Raw genomic sequence first — 21,254 nt, forward strand, 5'->3', positions numbered from 1 at the left:
AGGTTTCATGTCGGCTTCAGTTGAACAAGCGATGCCCATCGAGTTTACGGAACAAGCAGCTAATCAAGTAAAAAAACTGATCGCTGAGGAAGAAAACCCAGCGCTGAAGTTGCGCGTATTCGTGACCGGCGGTGGCTGTTCCGGCTTTCAGTATGGCTTCACCTTTGACGAAAAAGTGAACCCCGGAGATATGCAAATCGATAAAGAAGGGGTCACCCTGGTGGTTGACCCGATGAGTTTGCAGTATCTGGTCGGCGGAGTCGTCAATTACGAAGAAGGTTTGCAGGGCTCACGCTTTTTCGTTGAAAACCCCAACGCTACAACAACCTGTGGTTGCGGCTCCAGCTTTTCCATCTAACCAGTAGCGGTACTGATTTCTCACTTCGGATCGTATAGAATGCTCTCACATTTTTTAAGCTTGAGGGTGTTCTATGAGCTTATACGCTAAGCATTTAAAAACCGTTACCGAGCGTTTTGACCAAGCGCTTGCGGATACTGGCTACGAATCTGCATTGATTTATGCCGGCCAGCCGCGGGTTGCTTTTTTGGACGATAATCCCGCTCCATACAAGGTAAACCCATTGTTTAAGTATTGGGTGCCGGTACTGGAAAGTCCAAAAAGCGCAATTTTCTACCGCAAAGGCTCGGGTAAACCGACGGTTTACCTGTTTCAGGCACGTGATTTTTGGCACTCTCAAGCAAAAATTCCCGCTGAAGACTGGCAACAGCATGTTGAACTCAAAATCATCGATGATCTGAGCAAGTTAACAGACGATTTGGGTGATGAGCTGGCGGCCAGCGCCTTTATCGGAGAAGATTTTGCCCAGCCGGTCAGCGACTGGAATGTCAAAGCGCGCAATCCACAGGATTTGATTGACCACCTGCACTTTACCCGCGCGATCAAAACCGAATGGGAAATCCAAAACCTGCGCGAAGCCAATCATTTGGCGGCCAAAGCGCACATTGCGGCAAAAGAGGCGTTCTTTGCCGGCAAAAGTGAACTGGCGATATACAGTGACTATCTGGCGGCCATTGATGCGCGCGAAACCCAAATGCCGTACAACAGTATTGTCGCACTGAATGACCATTCGGCGATCTTACATTACGATGTTTATGACGTTGTACCACCGCGAGAAAGCTTATCGTTTCTAATCGATGCCGGGGCATTATATAAAGGTTACTGTGCCGACATTACCCGCAGCTACGCACGTGAGCCTGGCTTTTATGCCGACTTGGTGGCGGCAATGGATGCTGCACAACAGGAGTTGCTGGACGAGATCAAACCGGGTGTGAACTACTACGATTTGCACGTATCGATGCATCTGAAAATTGCCCGCATTTTAGAGCAGTTTGAATTTATCACGATTGATGCTCAGAGCGCCTATGATAAAGGAATTACGTCAGCGTTCATGCCTCACGGGTTGGGTCACTTTATCGGCCTGCAAGTCCATGATGTCGGCGGCTTCTTGAAGTCTGCAGAAGGTGACAGTTACGAACGCAGTCAACGCCACCCGTTCCTGCGTCTGCTAAGGGACATCGAAGTGGGTCAGGTGTTTACCATTGAACCGGGCTTATATGTTGTCGACCAGTTGTTGGAAGATTTCGCCGGAAGTGCTGACATTAACTGGAAAAAAGTGGATGAACTGCGTCCATACGGTGGTGTACGCATTGAAGACAGTATTGTTGTTGGCGAACAAGGCAACAATGAAAACCTGACACGGGACGCGTTCAAAGCGTTAGGTGCCGAGTAATCACTTAACTCGCGTAGGTTTTCGTACCCAAAATAACCGGGCGCTGTGCTCCTGTTACGGCAGGCAGATTGCCCGGCTTTTTGTGCTCATAACACCAGGCCAACCATGCAAAAGCCATCCCTTCTATCGCTTGTGGGTCGAGCTGAAAGTCGGCAATGCTTTGCAATTTAACCGCCCCCAGTTGTTGCTGCAGAGCCTGCATGAGTGTCGGGTTGTAGACCCCTCCGCCACAGGCGATAAGCCGTTCGGGGGGCTGTGGCAAGAAACGCAATGCCGCCATCACTGAATACGCGCTTAACTCAACCAGCGTGCGTAGCACATCGACAACGCTCTCGTCGCCTTGTAAGTAGCGGTTCAGCCATTTCAGGTTAAAGATTTCGCGGCCAGTGCTTTTGGGGGGTGTTCGTGAAAAGTACGGATCGGCCAGCAGTTTTGACAACAAAGGTGTTATACATCGACCGGACGCGGCTAATTTACCGTCAACATCAAAACCGCTGTCGTTAACGCGGTGACGGTAAAAGGCGTCTAACAGGGTATTGGCAGGACCGGTATCAAAACCGATGACGTCCGCTTCGGATTCGCCCAGCCAGGTAATATTAGCAATGCCGCCGAGGTTAAGTACCGCGCAATTCGAGCCGGTGTGCGGTGTCAGCGCAGCAAAGTGGAAAGCCGGAACCAATGGCGCTCCTTCCCCACCGGCAATGATATCGTTCTGCCGAAAGTCGCTGATGACATCGATACCGCAGTGAAAGGCAATGTAGGGCGCATTAATCAATTGCAACGAAAAGGGTGCCGGGTGCTCATGGCTGGGCGGTTGATGCCATAATGTTTGGCCATGACAGCCTACCGCCGCGATATCACCAGGGCTTAACTGGCGTTGTTGCAGTAACGCATTTATTGTCTCGACGACGGCTTTGGAGTAGTCGTATTCCAGTTGTTTGTAATCCGGCAACGAATGCCGTTCCGGCATCATTGCAGCATGCAGGCGTTTTGCCAAGGATGGAGCGATGGGAAGGCTGAAGGCATCTTCGAAGCTGACGTCACCGCGTTCATTAATGTGGCAGAGAACCGCGTCGATGGCATCGACGCTGGTCCCTGACATAACACCGATATAGCGCTCTTCCATTAGCGCATGGCGAGGAAAACTCGCTTATTATCTTCCAGCACGGCGACCAGCTGATCCGCGTGCTGACGGAACGACGGCAGTTCGGCTTCAGACAGCGATTGCGCTTTCGGCAGCTCGACCGTACGCGGGTTGCGGTGGACACCGTTATAAAGGAACTCATAATGTAAGTGAGCTCCGGTTACCCGTCCGGTTGCACCGACGCGGCCGATAATCTGTCCCTGTTTGACGCGGTCACCGGTACGCACGTGTTTGCGGCTTAAATGCAGATACTTGGTGACGTAGCTCTCACCGTGCTGGATAAATACATAGTTACCGTTTAACGAGTTATAACTGGCTTTGATGACTTTACCGTCACCGGCTGACATTACCGGCGTACCGACCGCTGCCACGTAATCGGTGCCATTGTGCGGGCGAACCCGACCGGTGACCGGGTGTAAACGCTTAGGGTTAAAGTTAGAGCTCACATAAGTGAACTTCACCGGTGAGCGCAGGAAGGTCTTGCGCATGGCACGCCCGTTAGGGGTGTAATAATTGCCGTTATCGTGCAGGATCGCCTGGAATTTATCGCCACGATTAACGAACTCTGCAGCAAGGATGCGGCCGTAGCCGACAAACTCACCGTCAACGTATTGGGTTTCGTATAAAACGCTGAACTCGTCGCCCTGGCGCAGGTCTAGGGCAAAATCGATGTCCCAGCCGAAAATATCGGCCACACGCATAATCTGATTATCGGTCATACCCGCGTTAATGCCGGCGTTCCAGAAGCTGGAGTCAATAACCGCATGAGTAAACTCGGTGCGCGTCTCAATTTCACGCTTTTCGACTTCGGCCACAAAGCGATCACTTTGACGAGTGATGATCAGCGTGTCGATGTCGTTGACTTCAAACACCAACTGCACCAATTCACCGGCGTCGTCCGTCGCTAACCGTAAAATATCGCCCGGATGTACTTTCTTTAATAATTCAGCGTCATCACCGGACTGTGTTACCCGATACAGTTGTTGTGCGGTAAAACCCAGCTTGTCAAAAATCTTCGCGAGGTTATCACCACGCTTAATTTCGTAGCTTTGCCAACTGAGTTGATTGGTACTGGCTTCGCCCTCAGCTTGTGTACTCTCGAAGGCTAAATCCAGTTGGTAGCGTTTACCGGGCATCAATTGCTCGGGAGACTTCGAGTTTTTTGATGCGGTTGCGGGCTCGGAAGGAATCACCAACAATAAAAAGAGTGTCGCGCTGATCGCACTGATCAGGACACGATGAGAATGTGGCAATTCATTGAGCAATTGCCTAATTCGGGAAACTACTTTTGACGTCATAATTTAGCGCACTTCTACTCTTTTGTTTTGGATGAAATACCGAATGCGGTAACCACTCACCTTGTTGTATTATTTTTGAGCATCTCCATGCATGAATTGAGGATAATACGAAAAAAATGAGAATACCAGTTTTAGGGTGCTTAAAACCAGCGGTTTTATGGCGTAAACTATGACTTTTACACTTTATTTGGCCCAACCGCGCAGGAGAATCACTGAATGGCAGCTCAGGTAAAAGAAGCGATCGCGGAAATTACTCGCGGCGTTGAGGAAGTACTGATCGAGAGTGAGTTAGCGGAAAAACTCGCGCAGAATAAGCCGCTTGTGATTAAAGCAGGCTTTGATCCAACCGCTCCCGATCTTCATCTGGGACATACGGTACTGATTAATAAACTGCGGATCTTTCAGGATTATGGCCATAAAGTGGTGTTTCTGATTGGCGACTTCACCGGCATGATTGGCGATCCAACGGGCAAAAACGTTACCCGTAAGCCGCTCACTCAGGAAGAGGTGCTAGCCAATGCCGAAACCTATAAAGAGCAAGTCTTCAAAATCCTTGATCCGGAAAAGACAGAAGTGCGCTTCAACTCAGAGTGGATGAGTAAGATGGGCGCGGACGATATGATCAAGCTGGCTGCCCGTCAGACCGTCGCGCGGATGCTTGAACGAGACGACTTCAAGAAGCGCTACAAGGCGAATCAGTCGATTGCGATACATGAATTTTTGTACCCATTGGTGCAAGGCTGGGATTCGGTTGAGTTAAAGGCCGACGTCGAACTTGGCGGTACCGATCAACGCTTTAACTTGTTGATGGGTCGAGAGTTGCAGAAAGAAGAAGGTCAGCGGCCGCAAACCGTCATTATGGTGCCATTGCTGGAAGGTCTCGACGGCGTGCAAAAGATGTCGAAGTCGCTGAATAACTATATTGGCATTACTGAGCCGGCCAATGACATGTTTGGTAAGATTATGTCGATATCAGATGAACTGATGTGGCGCTATTTTGAGTTGTTGAGTTTCCGCCCATTAGCCGAGATCGAGCAGTTTAAACAGGATGTTGAAGCCGGCAAAAACCCGCGTGATATCAAGGTCCTGCTGGCTAAAGAAATTATTGCACGGTTCCACTCCGAAGCGGCCGCCGAGGACGCTGAGCAAGATTTCGTACAACGCTTTCAAAAGAATGCGATCCCTGACGATATTCCCGAAGTTGAAGTAAAAATAGAGGCTGACGGAATGCCGATCGCCAATGCATTAAAAGCGGCCGATTTGGTTAAGTCGACGTCAGATGCGATGCGAATGATTAAACAGTCTGCGGTAAAACGAGACGGTGAAAAAATTACTGATACAAAAATGGTGTGTGGCGAGGGCGACTCAGGCGTTTATCAAGTGGGTAAGCGGCGTTTCGCTAAAATCGTTTTTAAGGCTTAATGGCTTAGGCGTTGAACCTCGGAACAAGAAGAGCGCCTTTCGGCGCTCTTTTTTTCATCAGACTTTAAAGCTTTTAATTGAATCCTGTAACTCATCGGCCAGTTTGGCCACTTCGTTGGACGCCTGTGCCGTTTGTTTCGAGCCGGATGCCGTTTGCTCCGCAATCGACACAATGGCTTCAAGGCGCTCACTGATGTCCTGAGCGGTGCGACTTTGCTCTTGCGCTGCGGTAGCAATATGATTACTGCTGTCCGCAGCCTGGTGTACGGAGTCGGTAATTGATTGCAGCGCGGCGGCGGCTTCGTCGGTTTGCTTGACGCTCAGCTCAGCCTGCTCGCGACCGCGGTTCATGACTTCAACCGCACGGGTAGAGTCGGTTTGCAAACTTTCAATCATTTGTTGAATTTCTTCGGTAGACTCCTGGGTACGGCTTGCCAGCGTACGTACTTCGTCGGCAACAACCGCAAAACCTCGTCCTTGCTCGCCTGCCCGTGCCGCTTCAATGGCTGCGTTTAAGGCCAACAGGTTGGTCTGGTCGGCAATGCCACGAATAACATCCAGAATACCGCCAATGTTCTTACTGTTCTCTGACAGCTGATTGATGACTTCTGATGCTCCCTGGATTTCACGCGCCAGACTATCGATGGTGCTACGGTTCTGCTCAGATATTTTGCGGACGCGTTTAGCTTCATCGTCAGAATGCTGGATCTCACCCAAGGCTTTGTCGGCTCCGTCAGCCATTTCGCTGGCGGTACTGTTCATTTCCTGGGTCGCGGTGGCGACTTGCTCAATTTGACGTCGTTGCTCTTCGATAGCGCCGGTGGTTTCGTCAGAAACGCTCGAGCTCTCTTCGGCGGCGGTGGCTAATTGTGTCGCGCGGTTAGCGATGCCTTCAATCAGCGTTCTTAAGTTCTCGGTCAGCTTGTTGGTGTTAACCGCCAGCGTGCCGAACTCATCATCGGACTGGTAGTTGACCCGTTCGGTCAGGTTACCGTCAGCCATAATATTCAGCATATGGTTTACTTTGCCTAACGGCACGCTAATGCTACGCACGGTAAACCAGGAAATCAGTACCGCCAAAGCGATTGAAACCAGCGTAATAATGCCATTAATCCAGCTTGATGTACTGATTGAGGACGCCACCGAAGTTTGTGAGTCATCGGCAATTTTTCGTACCGCTTTACGGAGTTCCGTCGCTAAATTAAGTAAGGCGTTAAGCTCTTGCTCGGAGTTGGCAAGCGTTTGTGCTTCATCAATGCGCGTTTGTTTTTGACTGACGATGTTGTCTGGGTACGAGCCGGTGCCCTGCAGTTGTGAAATGGCGTCCTTGGTGACACTGATGGCATCATCAACAATTTGCTCTGAGTTGCCATTTGCAATTGCGTCAAGGTCGTCGAGGCGTGGTTTCAAAGCATCGATATTGATGTCAATTTCGCTACGGATGACGCGGGCGGTATCGATATCATCAGCGTTACCCAGGTCATACATCAGGGTAATGAGCGACGCCAGTGATTTTTCGATGGTGCTGGCGACTTCAGCAACCTGTGCGTTTTGAGTCATATCTGAGGCGTCGAGTAACATGATGGACGCGTCGTCTATCGCGAAAGCCAATTCATCAAGTTGCGCCCGGGCAGTGTTGCCCAATTCCAGATAGCGGCGTTGTTGTTCGAATAGGCGTTCGACCAGCGCAACGTATTGCTGTGCGTCGTCTTCCATTCGCTCAATAAGATCGCCATACCCTTCGCCACGGATAAGGTCGCGTAATCGGGTCAACGATTGCTGAAATTGGTCGCGGGTCTGCTCAAGATCCTGAGTATGTGTATCAACCAGTTCCAGGGTCTCGTCATAAAAGGTCTCGGTTTGCAGCGCGCCCAGTCTCAGTACATCCACCTGAACACTTGCCACGCTCTCAAGGGCTGGCACGGCTTTATCGTTTAAACGGTCGACCGATGAGCCGATGCTATTAATATTAAACAGCGAACTCAAACTGATGATGAGTAAAAGCAAGGTTATGATGGCGAATCCGCCAATCACTCGCGTGGCGACTGTTAATTTCATGAAAAACCCCTCAATACAGCGTAAGCTCGTTATGAAACGGCAGACTGTTGATAAAATACGTTATTGTCGACGTCCCACAAGGTCATATGGTTACCCCAGACACAGCCTGTGTCCAGGCCGATGACGTTGTCATCGTTGGTGTCGCCCATCAGGGCGGCCCAGTGTCCGAACGCGATACGATAGGGCTGCGAATAGTAGTGAAACCAAGGTTGCAGCTTTTCATCCGTGTTGTCACTCGGATGTGATTTTTCCGAGAAATTTAATACGCCTTCTTCCGTGCAGTAACGCATTCTGGTTAACGCATTGACTATAAAACGGTATCGGTCAAAACCCGCAAGACTTGAGTCCCATTTGTCGGGTTGGTTACCAAACATAGATTTTATAAATATACCAAAATCGTTATTTTTAAGTACCCGCTCTACGTCAAAAGCGCCTTTTTTTGCGTCATCTAACGTCCACCAGGGATAAAATCCGGCGTGACTGATAACCAGGTTGTGTTCGCTATTGTGGTGCAGTAACGGAAGCTGTCGCAGCCAATCGATGTAATCCAGACGCTGGCGGGACGATAGAATCGCGTCTAACTGATCGTTAGGATTGGCCTGGCGTTGGCCCAACAAAATGCCGATCAAATTCAAATCGTGGTTGCCAAGCACACTGTTTATCACGCCGTCAGGGGCATTCATGAAAAAGTGCAAAGCAGACTGGGAATCAGGACCACGAGCAACGATATCACCGACACACCAAAGTGTGTCGGTTTGATAACTGAAGCCTACCTGTTCCAGTAACTGCATCAGTTCGCGATAACAGCCCTGTATATCACCTACAACGTATAAACTCATGACTAATGCAGTATATTCGGAATCGCTAACCTAAACGAAGGAATCTCAACCTTAAAATGCTGACCGTTCGCGTCAACCATCAGATAATGACCTTGCATCGTACCGATGGGGGTCGCTAATACGGTGCCACTGGTGTAACTGAACGAGTCAGCGGCGGCGATCAACGGTTTTTGGCCAATAACGCCTTCACCGGCAACTCGTGTTACCTTGTTGTTGGCGTCAACAATATGCCATTCGCGGCTGAGTAACTGAACCTGAATGGGTGAGTTGTTCACTATTGTGATGGTGTACGAAAAGACGTATTGACCATTGTCCGGCACGGATTGTGCCGGCAGGTATTGCGTCTTAACTTTGATGTCGATATTGGTTTTAGTCATTGCGGACGTTGCTCTGCTCAGAGAGATAATTAGCCATAGCACAATAATCTGCCACACTCAGTGTTTCAGGTCGAGCACCAGGATCGATATCGAGCTCAGTCAGTTGTGCCTCGGACAGCAACCCTTTTAGATTATTGCGGATGGTCTTGCGTCGCTGATTAAAGGCTTGCAGGCAAAGTGCATGCAGTTGTTCGCGATCGGTGACCGGGTAAGGACTTTGCGCGTATGGCTCGAGTCTGACCACCGCCGATTCGACTTTTGGAGGTGGGTTAAACGCGCCCGCAGGGACGTTTACTACCGGTGTTACCCGACACGCTTGTTGCACCGCAACACTGATGCGGCCATAGGTCTTGGAGCCCGGTTCTGCCGCGAGGCGGTCAACGACTTCTTTTTGCAGCATAAAGTGCATATCGCTGATGCTGGCGGTGTACTTAAGTAAGTGAAAAATCAGTGGCGTAGAGATGTTGTATGGTAAGTTACCGAACACGCGCAAGGGTTTTTCGCTGGTGGTGAACTGGTTAAAGTCGATTTTCATTGCATCGCCACGAGTCACGTTAAGCTTAGGCGCTAAGAACGGATGGGACTCCAGTCGGTCGGCCAGGTCACGGTCGATCTCGATGACGTTCAGGTGACCACTGCGGTCAGCCACTGGCTCGGTTAATGCGGCCAGACCCGGGCCGATTTCAACCAGGTTCTCACCCGGCTGAGGATTAATTACGTCAACAATCTGCTCTATGATGTTCTGATCATGCAGGAAGTTTTGGCCAAAGCGTTTGCGCGCGCGGTGGCCGAGATGTGTTTTACTCATTGTGTGATGCTCTTACCATGTCGATTGCGGTGTTAATCGCCAGCAGGCAACTGCCTGGGTTAGCCTGTCCGGTTGCAGCCATATCCAAAGCGGTACCATGATCGACGGATGTTCTGATAAAGGGTAGGCCAAGGGTGATGTTAACCGCGTTGCCAAAGCCTTTGTATTTTAGCACGGGCAAGCCTTGGTCATGATACATGGCAACCACAGCCGCTGCACCCTCAAGATACTTCGGTTGAAACACCGTATCGGCAGGTAAAGGACCTTGTAAGTCCATGCCCTCGTTGCGCAGCTGTTCCAAAACCGGTTGTATGACGTCGATTTCTTCACGACCCAGGTGGCCGTTCTCACCGGCATGAGGGTTAAGACCGCAAACTAATATTCTCGGGTTATTCTCGCCGAATTTATGACACAAATCATGGTGTAAAATACGCAAAATCTGCGTGAGTCTTTCGGGAGTAATTGCCTTATTAACATAGGCTAGCGGTATGTGAGTGGTTACTAATGCAACTCGTAGTCCTGCCGTTGCCAGCATCATAACGACATCGTTCTTGTTGGCAAGGTTGGCAAAAAACTCAGTGTGGCCGGAAAAGGCTATCCCAGCATCATTAATGATTCCTTTATGTACCGGCCCGGTCACTATGGCATCAAATTCGCCGTTCAAATTGCCTTTTGACGCGCGTGCCAGAGTATCCACCACGTAGTGCCCGTTAGCGACATTCAACTGCCCGGCGGTGACAGGTTCAGCCACGGGTAAATGCTCAACCAGTAAGGTTCCGGCGGGACTTGGCTGTTGTGGTCGGGTACCATCGTAATACTCAATGGCAAGATCGACATTGAGTTCTCGTGCGCGTTGCTGGAGTAAATGGGCATCGGCACAAACGACAATCGCAGCGGGCCATTGCCGCTGCGCTATCATTACCGCGAGATCAGGACCAATCCCGGCGGGTTCGCCGGGAGTAAAGACCAAAACCGGAAGCATTGGCGCTGTCCTCTAGTTGACGACTTTGCGAACGTAAGCCCGATCGCGGATCTCTTGCTGCCAGTTGTCCAGCTCTTCACGGTATTTACGTGCGAACAGCATCTGATAGGCCCGATCTTGCTTACTTTCCTGAGTAGCATCCAAGGTGCGGCGATCAGTAACCTCGACAATGTGCCAGCCGAATTGGGTACGGAACGGTTCACTGATGACACCCTGTTCAATGGTTTCAACGGTTTGTTTGAACTCAGGGGCATAACGGTCTGGGCGTGACCAGCCTAAATCACCGCCGCGAGAGGCTGAACCAGGGTCGGCCGAATGTTCGCGAGCAAGCTCGTCGAAAGTCTTCTCACCGCTTTCAACCTGTTGGCGGAACTCGTTAAGCATTTCCTGCGCACGTTTGTCCGAAAGAATGACCGACGGCTTGATCAAAATGTGGCGGGCTTTCACTTCCTGTACTTCGACTTTCTGCTCACCGCGTTTATCGGCGACCTTAAGAATATGGAAACCAACACCACTGCGTAACGGACCAACAATGGCACCAACGTCTTTGCCTTTGACCACGTCGGCGAACAACGTTGGCATGGTGTTCTCCGTCATCCAGCCTAAGTCACCACCGTCCAGAGCATTACTGCCGGATGATGAGCGAATGGCGAGATCAGAAAAGTCTTCGCCTTCGTTCAGTAGTTTCATTACCGCGTCAGCGCGACGTTTCGCCGTTGCTTGTTCTTCTTGTGACGCGTCCGATGGGCTGGCGATAAGAATCTGGCTCAAACGATATTCTGTTTGTGTTTGGCTATTATTTTCTATTAATTCAACCAGGTTGCCGACTTCTTGTGGAGTAATGCTGACACGACGTTGTACGGCTGCTCGCTCAACCTGAGAAATGATCAGTTCATTACGAATCTGCTCACGGAACGTCGGCCAGCTGATGCCTGAAGCAGTGACTTCGGCACGTAACTCTTCGACGCTTTTATCACGTTCTTTAGCGATACCATCGATAGCTTGCTCTAACTGCGACTCGCCAATCTCTACCCCCATACGCTCAGCCATTTGCAACTGCAATTCCTGCAAAATAAGGCGTTCAGTAACCTGCGTTTCCAATACCTGATCGCTGGGCGCATTGTCGGCGTCAAAGTTTCCGCCGCTTTTAACCTGCTGCATCATTTGTTCAATTTGGCTTTGCAGGATGACGCCCTCATCGACGATAACGGCGACGCGATCGAGCGTTTCCTGCGCCTTGGCCGGAGTCGCGATAAAGCCGCTAACGGCTATGCTTGAGACCGCCAAAAAGAGAGTCAACAAATATTTCATTATACCTACCACTAGTTACTAAGATAAAAAGGCCGACGATAGCCATAAATGCTTTTTTCAAGCATGTCGATTAAGCTACTGCTGTCTGACGAAAGACCGCTGATGATAAACTGTAAACTAACACCGTTGTCAAACTCAGCAGGGTTACCGCTGATATTCATCATACCGGCAGCGGCATTGCCAGGCTCTAAATCGCGGTTGATGCGACGATACGCTGATAACCGCAATGCCCAACAACAGCTACTGTACTGAACGCCCACAATAGCATCATTTACTCGGTCATTACTCAAGTCATAATACACATTTGCCGCAACTTGCCACTGTTTACTGATTTCCCATACGGCTTGTGTGCCCATCTGTTCAATATCGTTATTCAGAATATTGGTTGCTTTGCGATGGTTTATTTGCACCAGGTTCTTGTCGTCAATGCGGTACTCTAACGCGGTCTGACTCTTGCGCGTCCGGTTTAGTTCCGTGTCGTATTGAATTGCACTTCGGAAGCTCCATTGCGAATCCAATGCCCAGTTTATATCTGCAACCCACTCAGAGTTACTAGAGGTTACCTGTGATTGGGAATCAAGCAACTGGGTACGGCTGTTATCAAAGTAGTAAATCTGGCCAAGACTGACGCGCAATACTTCACGCTCGTTCGCATTAAATAAGCTGCTGCTCGCACCATAGGTAACCTGATTCGCTTCAGCGATACGATCCAGCCCGGAAAAGCGCTGTGCCCGAAACAGACCGTTATAATCGTCCTGCATCAGAGTGGTGTCGTAAATGCCAATATTTTGCTGGTTCTCGTACGGAACGTAGAGGTATTGCAACTGCGGCTCTAACGTTTGTCGAAACTCTCCGCCGCCTTTGCTGAAATAACGCTCGAGATGCATGCGGCCACGCAAGCGAGCTCGAGGCAGAGCTCTGGTCACCTGTTCATCCAACATTGGGTTGGTGCTTTGCTGACGGTAATGAGTGACCAGATACGTGAGTTCGGCTTCGCCATCAAACGCTGGTGCTTCCAGCCAGTAGCCAACGGTCGGTGCACTGTGCGCACGGGTTGCGTAGTTAGCAGTTTGCTCTTGATTCTGAAAATACGTCAGTTCGTTGTACCAGTCGAAACGCAGACCTTCTAACTGACTGCTCTGATAGTTAAGACTGACTTGTGGTAACGTCCGGTATGGGTTGCGGTACTGACCCAGTAATTCGTAGTCTTCGCTACGCAAGCGTAAATGCCAGTTGGGTACCCGGTAATCGACCTGAGCAACTCGGTACAGGTGCGTATCGGCGCGTCCAGCAAAGTCGCTGCCAAAATCATTTAAATAGTTGTCATCACTGATTTGTGTGGCGTCGACATAACCCGTCCAGTTATCAGAAAAACGGGCACTGTGATTAACGTGCCACAGGTAGCGATCGGCATTATCGGGGCGCGCCCGATCGTTGCCCAGATATTCCAAATTCAGTTGTCCGGCATGCTCATTAAATAAGTAGCGGTATTCGGTTTTCAGCATCACCCCGCGTTCACTCATGTACACCGGCGCGAGGGTGGCGTCCATATTCGGTGCCAGATTGAAGTAGTATGGGGCTTCAACCTCAAGACCATTGAGCGATGATGAGTCTATGGTCGGATAAAGGAAACCGGATTTGCGATTATCATTAACCGGGAACGTGAAATACGGCAGATAAAAAACCGGAATATCGAACAGCTCAAGCTTGGCGCCCCAAGCTTTACCAAAATCACTTTGCTCGTCGATTTCTATGCGCTTAGCGGTCAACTGCCAGGCAGGATCGTCCGTCGGACAGGTGGTAAAACTGGAGCCAAACAAACTGACATGAGTGGGCGAGATTTCGAGCCGTTGTGCCTTACCACGCGCATTGGTGGAGGCCATCTGATAGTGAGTCTGGTTAAGTTTGGCCAGCTCGTTGTCGCCGTCAAAATTAAAGGACGCACCCGTGACATTAATATAGCCATCGGTAAACTGAACGCCACCCTCGGCGTCGATGGTGTTGTCCCGCTGGCTGATTTGAGCGCTTTGCGTCTTTAACCATTGATTATTGCGCTGAATGATCACATCGCCACTAAAATAGGCGCTTTCGTCGCTGTATATTTTCGCCGTGTTAGAAGACACTCTGATCGTACTGGGTGTGAACGACTGTTCCTCGTCGGTCAGGCCAAAATCAAACGCTTGCGGTGCAGGCGGACACAGTCCCGTAGCACGGGGGGGGGTGTCCTGAGCCGCCACACTGATGGGGGTGGCCATAAGAGCCACTGAACACAGGCGGAAAAAAGAGGAAAACGTGAATGTATCGCTAGCTGGCAATGGTTAATCCGTTTAATTATTGTAAGGCTTTAATATTTGTTGTGCGCGAATGCTATGATATAGCAATTTTTTTGATTCCGCTATTTGATAGACCGCCAGTATGAGCGATTTTTACTTCGGAGGACGGCTTGGAAGATAAACGTGAACTTGACTTAAAGGCATGGTGCGAAGCTCAGACCGGCGTGCCGCAGTCGCAGTTAGAAGTCGTGTCCGGTGATGCCAGTTTTCGTCGTTATTTTAGAGCGTCGGATGGACGGCAAAGCCTGATCGCGGTTGACTGTCCACCGCAGAAAGAAGATATGACGCCTTTTATTGCTGTTGCTGACGCTTACCGATCGGCGAATATCCCGGTACCGTCCATTCTCGCTGTTGATCGCGAGCACGGCTTTATGCTGCAGTCTGATTTCGGTCATATTTTGTTATTGTCGAAACTGCATCCGCGTAATGCTCGTCAATATTATCAAGCGGCACTGGCTATATTACCCGACATTATGTCAGTCACCCATACGCAATTGGGCGAATTACCAGCTTTTGACGAAGCTTTGTTGCAACGGGAGCTCGCGCTGTTCAAAGACTGGCTACTGCAGACACATCTAAAGCTGGAGTGGACGGATGACGATCAGCAGGTATGGTCGCAGTTTACGCAAAAAATGGTGAATAACGCGCTGCAACAGCCGCAGGTCGGGGTTCATCGCGACTATCATTCGCGCAACTTGATGGTGCTGGGTGATGACGAGTTAGGTGTGATTGATTTTCAAGACGCTGTGCGCGGTCCGGTGACTTATGATGCGGTTTCGTTGTTACGCGACTGCTATGTTGAGTGGCCGGACGAACTGGTGCTGGAATTGTCACAACAATTGCGCCAGCGATTGATCGATAGCCAGCAATTGGCCGCCAACGTGAACGAGCAACAGTGGCAACATTGGTTTGACTGGATGGGATTGCAACGCCACACCAAAGCGGCCGGCATTTTTGCGCGGCTGGCGCATCGCGACGATAAACCGGGATATCTTAAGGATGTGCCACGAACGCTCGGTTATCTGAGCCGAGTCAGCGCCGGTTATGCCGACTTGAGTGAGTATCGCGAGTGGTTACAGCAACGGGTCATGCCAGCGTGGCAGCAGTCGCTATGAAAGCAATGATTCTCGCCGCAGGACGGGGCGAGCGAATGCGCCCTTTAACGGACCACACGCCGAAGCCGTTGCTGGCGGTTAATGGCAAGCCGTTGATCGAGTATCATCTGGAGAAACTGGCGCAGCAGGGGACTCGGGAGGTCGTTATTAATCATGCCTGGCTGGGAGAAAAAATCGAGCACAACCTTGGTGATGGGTCGCGCTGGAATCTGGCCATTCATTACTCACCAGAACCCGCGGGAGGTTTAGAAACCGCCGGTGGCATCATAAATGCGTTGCCACTGCTTGGGCAGGAACCGTTTTGGTTGATTAATGGCGACATCTGGACAGATATCTGCTTCAGCCGACTACCGAAACAATTAGGCGACGGTGACCTTGCTCATTTACTGATGGTCGAGAATCCGCCGCATCACCCAGAGGGTGATTTTTCCGTGCAGCAGGGCCGGCTTTGCCGCACCGATAATGGCAAAGCGAGTTACACTTATTCGGGAATGGGTTTGTACAGTCCCGATTGGTTTCGCCACCGACCGGTTGAGAAACTGCCGTTAAGGCCGCTGTTTGATGCAGCGATTGAGCAGCGCAAGATAGCAGCAACGATTGTCACCGAGGGACATTGGGTCGATGTAGGCACGCCCGCGCGGTTAGCGCAACTTGATACACAGCTACGAGGTGAAGATGATTTGGGGTAAAGTGATAGGTGCACTGGCCGGCTATTTATTTCTGCGGATCCCCGGCGCCATATTGGGCGCCCTGATTGGGCATTGGTTTGATCGCGGAATGGCAGAGGACTTTACCCGCAAAGGTGGTTTTGGGCAGTTCCTTTTTCGGGCCGGAACGGCGGCCGAAGATGCCACCTTCCTGTATACCTTGTTTGCGGTGATGGGGCACCTGGCTAAGGCTAAAGGACGAGTGACCGAGCGTGATATTGCACAGGCTTCAGCCTTAATGGATCGGCTAAAACTCAGCGGTGATGCTCGCACTGAAGCACAATCGGCGTTTCGTGAAGGCAAACACGACACCTTCCCATTACAGCAGGTAGTGCGTGAATTTAAACAAGCCTTTTACGGTAACCGCGACGTCCTGCAGTTGTTTATGGAGCAGTTGATGGCGCTGGCGCTCAATGATGGTGTGCTGGATAAAGCAGAGCATGAAGTGCTGATAAACGTTGGTAAAACGCTGGGCTTTACCAAGTTCCAAATTGACCAGTGGCTGATGATGCAAAAAGCGGCCTTTCGTTTTAATCAACGCCAGCAGCAACAGCGCCAGGGTCGAACTCAGAACGCGTCGCGCAGTGCCGATGATGTGCAAGATGCTTATGAGATTCTGGGGGTCTCAGCGCATCAATCTGACGCGGAAATCAAAAAAGCCTATCGCAAACTGATGGCACAGCATCACCCGGATAAGCTGGCTTCTAAAGGTTTACCGGAAGAAGTGATGAAGCAAGCTCAGGAACGCGCTCAGGATATTCAGGCAGCTTACGAAACCATCAAACAAAAACGAGGTATGCGTTAAAAACCGTGGTATTTAAGCCAACCTTTTAGGGTGCTGGTAAGCGCTCTTTGCCCTGATGTTCCTTCACTCAGAAGGGGGCGTTGACGATAGTTCACTTGTTGATGTTTTTGACTGTACTGGCGGCGCAGGTCAAGGCTACTGGTCACCCATTGGTTGGCCTCCGGCGTACTGATTTCAAGCACCGGCAGTTGCAACTTCGCCAGCTGTTCGGATAACGACCGGTTCAACTGCGGTTGCGGCAAGTACATATCGATAACCACTAAGGCGTCCGGCATCAGTTCGGGTTGCTGTTGAATCAACTTGACCGCCATCGCAGCGGTAATTCCTTCCATCACCCAAAGGGTAAAACCCGGGTTATCGGAAAACTCCGTCGACAGTCTTTGAATACGGGTTTGCAACGCCGCAATGTATGGCTCAAAAAAAGCCTCATCGACCGGCTGTGGGTGAACCGACGCTGGGTTATGTTGTTGCAACTGGTGAGTCTGTAATGCCATTTCGGGCGGTACCAGTGCCCAGCTATGCCAGCCCAGTATCGGTGCCTGCTCATAGCTGTGACGAACCCAAGGAGACTGCAGCGGATGCAATGGCCAGTCCGGCATGCTGAGCAGCCGTCCACGCACAAAATTTACTTGCGCCGGTTGGTATAAGGCCAAATAGCGATTGTCCTCATGCTCGAGCCAGCGCAATTGATCCGGGGGCAGGTAACGCTGCAAATCATCGTTTGCATCGGCTCCTGGAGGAACCAATGTCGAACTGAGCCACAGCGTGGCCATGACAGCGATGACAGATTTTTTGTTCATGCTTTGTTATCGGATGCAACGCGGCAGTCTTGAGTCGCAGCCGAGCTTTTTTACGCAAACGGCGTCGGGCAGGTAAACGTCAACCATTGTTCGGACTGTGGATGAAACAGGCTCAGTTGATGGGCATGCAGCAACAGCCTCGGCGCCATATTAAAGGCCTCGTCCTGTGCGTAAAACTTGTCGCCAAGAATGGGGCAGTTAAGCGCCAGCATATGCACACGAAGTTGATGTGAGCGTCCGGTATAGGGGGTTAGTTCCACCAGCGTGCTGTGATCATCATGGTTCATGACCCGGTACAACGTCTGGCTGGCCTTGCCTTGCTGGTAATCGATTTGTTGACGCGGACGATTGGGCCAGTCACAGGCAAGCGGTAAATCAACAACGCCGGATTGAGCCGGCGGTGTTCCAAATACGCGGGCGTGATAACGCTTCACCGGCTGGCGCTGCTGGAACTGCCGGCTAAGGTGGCTTTGTGCCGGTTTACCCAGCGCAAAAACCATGATGCCAGAGGTGGCCATATCCAGCCGGTGTACCAACTTTGCCTCCGGCAGTACCCGCGTGACCCGAGTATACGCCGAATCGAAATGCTCCGGTGCGCGCCCGGGGACACTGAGTAGCCCGCTGGGCTTATTGATGACCAGTAGCTGTTCGTCACGGTACACCACCGTCAGATAGGGTGTCTGTGGCGGTGTGTAGTTTAATAACGCCATTTACGTTTGGTTGACCAGGATACGAATGGCGAACAACGATAACGTTGGCTGCTTCAACGCCTGCATTACCGCCGTCTGGCGAGCATCAATGGCGTTGATTTCATCATCACGCACGGCTGGATTTTTTTCCTTCAGCGCGACGAGGCGTTGCTTCTGCTGTGAAAGGCGTTGTTGTGCCTGGTCGCACGCCTGTTCAATACGTTGTTGCAACCATGCTTCGGCGGTAGGCTGTTGTTGCTGAATAAACTGCTGGGCGCTGTCGCGTAACTGGCGAACGATCTGGCGTGCGGTCTTTTTATCCAAAAAGCTGGCTTGCTGCGTCAGTGCATCGCGTGGCACTTTGTCACTCAAATCGCGCCCCTGGCTGTCCAGCAGAATGCGTAGCCGCTGTTGTGGATAAAATTCCTGTGCTGCGATGTTATCCGAGCGCGGCACCTCTGTCACGTAGTCCAGCTCCAGGAACCAGGCACCTGCCGGTAACGCCTTATTTTGTAAGCGTGCGACGCAGACACTGCCAAAGTCTTCGGTCGTGAGCAGTTCGATTGCTGCTTGCACATGAGGATGATCCCAGCTTAAAAATTCAATGTCCTCAAAGGCCAACGCGGTGTCCCTATCAACGGTGATGGTCATGCCGTCTTCGGCTAAGCCGGGAATCGCCGGTACTCGCATATGCTCACTGGGCTTCACAAACATACGGTGCTCGTCCAGTACTTCGGTATTAACGCCAAAACGATCCCAGAATGATTCCATGAAGTCATACAGTGCGTCGGCATCAGCATCGTTGTTAATGTGCTGAATCAGTTGTGCTGCTGCCTCTGGGCGGCAAGCGTTGAGTTCCTGCAACTTATCGCGGCCAGCCTCGGTTTCCTGCACCAGTTGCTGGTGGTAGTTGCGGGTTCGCTGCAATAAATCGTCTGGCAGGCTCTCGGCGCTATTCAAAGCGCGTTGTAAAGCATCGCGCTCAGCTTCGTAAACCTGCCGCCCAACAGGGTTGCATTGCTCAAACGCGTTCATGCCCAAGTGGTACCAATCCAATAGCAGCGCTTCGTCGGAGTGCTGTAAATACGGCACATGAATGTGTACATCGCCTTGCTGGCCAATCCGGTCAAGACGGCCAATGCGCTGCTCGAGTAAATCGGGGTTTTCGGGTAAGTCAAACAGCACCAGATGCTGCACAAACTGGAAATTACGTCCTTCGCTACCAATTTCTGAACACAACAGGATTGGGCTGCCATCTTCGTCCGAGGCAAAAAAGGCCGCAGCACGATCCCGCTCCAGCAACGACATCCCCTCATGGAACACGGCGGCATGAACGCCGGCCATTACCCGCAGAGCCTCCGATAAATCGAGCACCTGTTCGGCCGAATGACAAATCAATAGGGTTTTATGGGGCTTTTGTGCTTTTAAAAAGTCCATTAGCCAGCTCACCCGGGGGTCCTCAAGCCACCAGGGTTCACCACTTTCCGGCATGAATTCCGGTAGGGCGTAGCTGTGCAAATGCCGTTGCGGGAAGCCGCCAATGTGTTTGCGGCGATTACGGAACATAACACGACCGGTACTGTGCTGGTCGAGCAACTGATCGAGGGCTTCGCCTGTCAACTGAGAGGCCTGTTCGGCGAGCTCGCGGTAATGGCTTTGTTGCTGTTGAAAATCGTCAAGGCTGTTAAAACGGTTTGGGTCAAGCAATCGTAAACGCTGGAAATGACCTTCACTGCCTTCCTGCTCTGGTGTTGCCGTCAGCAGTAAAACGTCGCTGATGTTTTGGCACAGCGCTTCGGTATGTTCATAGCCAGCCGTTCCGGCCTGCATATGGTGTGCCTCATCCACAACCAGTAAATCGAACTCTGCCTGCTGCAGTTGCGATTGCCATTCACCGGCGGCGACAAATTGGTCGCTGACGATAATCAGCTGTTCAGCAAAAAATGGGTTGGCACCTTCGTCACTCAGCTGTTGGCAACGTTCTTCATCAAACACGCTGAACGTTAGTGCAAAACGCCGGCGCATCTCGACCAGCCATTGATTGCGAAGTGACTCTGGTACAATGACCAATACCCGGTGGTTGCGGCCGGTTAACAGCCGGCGCTGCATGACCATACCGGCTTCAATGGTTTTCCCCAGGCCGACTTCATCCGCCAGCAAAACGCGCGGATGGTAGCGTTCGGCGACGGTGTGCGACACGTACAATTGATGCGGTAACAGACCGATACGGGCGCCGAGCAAGCCGGCGACCGGACTTTGTTGCCAGCGCGCATAGAATTCACTGGCCTGGTTGCGTAATAGGTAAAGGTCATGGCGGTCAGCGTTACCGGCAACCAGACGCGTCAGCGCCGGGTTAATGTCGATCTGATGGGACAATTGTGACTCCGGTACCATCACCTCGGATTGGTCGTCGAGACGCTGACCGAAGTAAATTAACAGGCCGCTTTGTTCTTTCACGTCCGTAATGGTAAACGACCAGTCATCAGCGTGTTTGGCCTGCTGACCTTCGGACAGTTGCAGACGAGCCAGTGGTGCGTCATGGCTGGCGTAAATTCGGCTTTCACCGTTACTGGGAAACATAACCGTTACCTGACGGCCATCGATGTGGGTGATGATACCCAACCCCAAACTTGTTTCTGTTTCGCTTAACCAACGCTGACCTAAACTGAACTCGCTCACTATCCGTCCTTACTGCTAACCATTAAGAGGGCGCAAATGGTAATGGTCGAGGCTAAAAAAAACAATCGTGTCATCACTCTGTCATGAATTTTAGTCTAAGCTGTAAGAAAAGAATAATGATAAAGCCGACCATTAC

18 protein-coding genes are annotated in these 21,254 nt (G+C 51.1%); 6 read left to right on the top strand and 12 right to left on the bottom strand.

Annotated features, from left to right (window positions below; all coding sequences use genetic code 11):
- Window positions 1-7 precede the first annotated feature (7 nt).
- Both erpA and pepQ read left to right on the top strand, forming a co-directional pair.
- On the top strand, window positions 8-358 hold the full coding sequence (gene erpA, locus CWE23_RS09675) for an iron-sulfur cluster insertion protein ErpA (protein WP_105307307.1): 351 nt from the start codon (window positions 8-10) through the stop codon (window positions 356-358).
- Window positions 359-431: 73 nt separating this feature from the next.
- Window positions 432-1,751: a Xaa-Pro dipeptidase gene (gene pepQ, locus CWE23_RS09680; RefSeq protein WP_105307306.1), complete on the top strand. Its 1,320-nt coding sequence runs from the start codon at window positions 432-434 to the stop codon at window positions 1,749-1,751.
- A gap of 4 nt (window positions 1,752-1,755) precedes the next feature.
- Here pepQ and CWE23_RS09685 read toward each other — a convergent pair whose 3' ends face one another.
- Together CWE23_RS09685 and CWE23_RS09690 are read right to left on the bottom strand one after the other, a co-directional pair.
- A complete protein-coding gene (locus CWE23_RS09685; protein ID WP_126820128.1) occupies window positions 1,756-2,877 on the bottom strand; it encodes an anhydro-N-acetylmuramic acid kinase in 1,122 nt (373 codons plus the stop codon).
- Window positions 2,877-4,193, bottom strand: a complete 1,317-nt coding sequence (locus CWE23_RS09690) for an OapA family protein (protein WP_105307304.1) — start codon at window positions 4,191-4,193, stop codon at window positions 2,877-2,879. Before CWE23_RS09690 ends, CWE23_RS09685 begins: the two co-directional genes overlap by 1 nt.
- Window positions 4,194-4,409: 216 nt before the next feature.
- On the opposite strand from CWE23_RS09690, the gene tyrS reads away from it, so the two are divergent.
- Window positions 4,410-5,615 (top strand): tyrosine--tRNA ligase, encoded by a 1,206-nt coding sequence (tyrS, locus tag CWE23_RS09695; protein ID WP_126820129.1) that lies wholly within the window; start codon window positions 4,410-4,412, stop codon window positions 5,613-5,615.
- Window positions 5,616-5,672: 57 nt separating this feature from the next.
- On the opposite strand, the gene CWE23_RS09700 is transcribed toward tyrS, so the two are convergent.
- The 7 genes from CWE23_RS09700 to CWE23_RS09730 are packed head-to-tail and all read right to left on the bottom strand — an operon-like array spanning window position 5,673 to window position 14,245.
- On the bottom strand, window positions 5,673-7,673 hold the full coding sequence (locus tag CWE23_RS09700) for a methyl-accepting chemotaxis protein (RefSeq protein ID WP_126820130.1): 2,001 nt from the start codon (window positions 7,671-7,673) through the stop codon (window positions 5,673-5,675).
- Between the two features lie 29 nt (window positions 7,674-7,702).
- Window positions 7,703-8,512, bottom strand: coding sequence for a symmetrical bis(5'-nucleosyl)-tetraphosphatase (locus CWE23_RS09705; RefSeq protein ID WP_126820131.1), 810 nt, complete (start codon window positions 8,510-8,512; stop codon window positions 7,703-7,705).
- 2 nt (window positions 8,513-8,514) lie between these two features.
- Window positions 8,515-8,889: a Co2+/Mg2+ efflux protein ApaG gene (gene apaG, locus CWE23_RS09710; protein WP_105307300.1), complete on the bottom strand. Its 375-nt coding sequence runs from the start codon at window positions 8,887-8,889 to the stop codon at window positions 8,515-8,517.
- Window positions 8,882-9,697, bottom strand: coding sequence for a 16S rRNA (adenine(1518)-N(6)/adenine(1519)-N(6))-dimethyltransferase RsmA (rsmA, locus tag CWE23_RS09715; protein WP_126820132.1), 816 nt, complete (start codon window positions 9,695-9,697; stop codon window positions 8,882-8,884). Before rsmA ends, apaG begins: the two co-directional genes overlap by 8 nt.
- Window positions 9,690-10,679, bottom strand: coding sequence for a 4-hydroxythreonine-4-phosphate dehydrogenase PdxA (pdxA, locus tag CWE23_RS09720; protein WP_126820133.1), 990 nt, complete (start codon window positions 10,677-10,679; stop codon window positions 9,690-9,692). The genes rsmA and pdxA overlap by 8 nt, the downstream gene beginning before the upstream one ends.
- 12 nt (window positions 10,680-10,691) lie before the next feature.
- Complete coding sequence (surA, locus tag CWE23_RS09725) at window positions 10,692-11,990, bottom strand: peptidylprolyl isomerase SurA (RefSeq protein ID WP_105307297.1); 1,299 nt, start codon at window positions 11,988-11,990, stop codon at window positions 10,692-10,694.
- An 11-nt stretch (window positions 11,991-12,001) separates the two neighbouring features.
- A complete protein-coding gene (locus CWE23_RS09730) occupies window positions 12,002-14,245 on the bottom strand; it encodes an LPS-assembly protein LptD (RefSeq protein ID WP_126820134.1) in 2,244 nt (747 codons plus the stop codon).
- Between the two features lie 188 nt (window positions 14,246-14,433).
- Between CWE23_RS09730 and CWE23_RS09735 the strand changes: the two genes are divergently transcribed.
- From CWE23_RS09735 to djlA, 3 genes are read left to right on the top strand one after another with little or no spacing between them, the layout of a single operon-like run.
- A complete protein-coding gene (locus CWE23_RS09735) occupies window positions 14,434-15,438 on the top strand; it encodes an aminoglycoside phosphotransferase family protein (protein ID WP_126820135.1) in 1,005 nt (334 codons plus the stop codon).
- A complete protein-coding gene (gene murU, locus CWE23_RS09740) occupies window positions 15,435-16,127 on the top strand; it encodes an N-acetylmuramate alpha-1-phosphate uridylyltransferase MurU (protein ID WP_126820136.1) in 693 nt (230 codons plus the stop codon). Before CWE23_RS09735 ends, murU begins: the two co-directional genes overlap by 4 nt.
- Window positions 16,114-16,950, top strand: coding sequence for a co-chaperone DjlA (gene djlA, locus CWE23_RS09745; RefSeq protein WP_105307293.1), 837 nt, complete (start codon window positions 16,114-16,116; stop codon window positions 16,948-16,950). Before murU ends, djlA begins: the two co-directional genes overlap by 14 nt.
- On the opposite strand, the gene CWE23_RS09750 is transcribed toward djlA, so the two are convergent.
- From CWE23_RS09750 to rapA, 3 genes are read right to left on the bottom strand one after another with little or no spacing between them, the layout of a single operon-like run.
- Complete coding sequence (locus CWE23_RS09750) at window positions 16,947-17,750, bottom strand: DUF3530 family protein (RefSeq protein ID WP_126820137.1); 804 nt, start codon at window positions 17,748-17,750, stop codon at window positions 16,947-16,949. The two genes, djlA and CWE23_RS09750, sit on opposite strands and share 4 nt — an antisense overlap.
- A 50-nt stretch (window positions 17,751-17,800) precedes the next feature.
- On the bottom strand, window positions 17,801-18,460 hold the full coding sequence (gene rluA, locus CWE23_RS09755; protein ID WP_126820138.1) for a bifunctional tRNA pseudouridine(32) synthase/23S rRNA pseudouridine(746) synthase RluA: 660 nt from the start codon (window positions 18,458-18,460) through the stop codon (window positions 17,801-17,803).
- Entirely contained in the window at window positions 18,461-21,118 is a 2,658-nt protein-coding gene (gene rapA / locus CWE23_RS09760) for an RNA polymerase-associated protein RapA (protein WP_126820139.1), read from the bottom strand.
- Window positions 21,119-21,254 lie beyond the last annotated feature (136 nt).

Origin of the sequence: Idiomarina aquatica (assembly GCF_003987185.1) — a bacterium.
Classification (GTDB): domain Bacteria; phylum Pseudomonadota; class Gammaproteobacteria; order Enterobacterales; family Alteromonadaceae; genus Idiomarina; species Idiomarina aquatica.

Bases quoted from the DNA above. Each gene is read 5' to 3' on its own strand.
- pepQ (WP_105307306.1), top strand. From the start codon at position 432: ATGAGCTTATACGCTAAGCATTTAAAAACCGTTACCGAGCGTTTTGAC.
- surA (WP_105307297.1), bottom strand. From the start codon at position 11,990: ATGAAATATTTGTTGACTCTCTTTTTGGCGGTCTCAAGCATAGCCGTT.
- djlA (WP_105307293.1), top strand. From the start codon at position 16,114: ATGATTTGGGGTAAAGTGATAGGTGCACTGGCCGGCTATTTATTTCTG.
- CWE23_RS09690 (WP_105307304.1), bottom strand. From the start codon at position 4,193: ATGACGTCAAAAGTAGTTTCCCGAATTAGGCAATTGCTCAATGAATTG.
- rluA (WP_126820138.1), bottom strand. From the start codon at position 18,460: ATGGCGTTATTAAACTACACACCGCCACAGACACCCTATCTGACGGTG.
- CWE23_RS09750 (WP_126820137.1), bottom strand. From the start codon at position 17,750: ATGAACAAAAAATCTGTCATCGCTGTCATGGCCACGCTGTGGCTCAGT.
- apaG (WP_105307300.1), bottom strand. From the start codon at position 8,889: ATGACTAAAACCAATATCGACATCAAAGTTAAGACGCAATACCTGCCG.
- CWE23_RS09730 (WP_126820134.1), bottom strand. From the start codon at position 14,245: ATGGCCACCCCCATCAGTGTGGCGGCTCAGGACACCCCCCCCCGTGCT.
- tyrS (WP_126820129.1), top strand. From the start codon at position 4,410: ATGGCAGCTCAGGTAAAAGAAGCGATCGCGGAAATTACTCGCGGCGTT.
- rsmA (WP_126820132.1), bottom strand. From the start codon at position 9,697: ATGAGTAAAACACATCTCGGCCACCGCGCGCGCAAACGCTTTGGCCAA.
- CWE23_RS09705 (WP_126820131.1), bottom strand. From the start codon at position 8,512: ATGAGTTTATACGTTGTAGGTGATATACAGGGCTGTTATCGCGAACTG.
- erpA (WP_105307307.1), top strand. From the start codon at position 8: ATGTCGGCTTCAGTTGAACAAGCGATGCCCATCGAGTTTACGGAACAA.
- CWE23_RS09685 (WP_126820128.1), bottom strand. From the start codon at position 2,877: ATGGAAGAGCGCTATATCGGTGTTATGTCAGGGACCAGCGTCGATGCC.
- murU (WP_126820136.1), top strand. From the start codon at position 15,435: ATGAAAGCAATGATTCTCGCCGCAGGACGGGGCGAGCGAATGCGCCCT.
- CWE23_RS09700 (WP_126820130.1), bottom strand. From the start codon at position 7,673: ATGAAATTAACAGTCGCCACGCGAGTGATTGGCGGATTCGCCATCATA.
- pdxA (WP_126820133.1), bottom strand. From the start codon at position 10,679: ATGCTTCCGGTTTTGGTCTTTACTCCCGGCGAACCCGCCGGGATTGGT.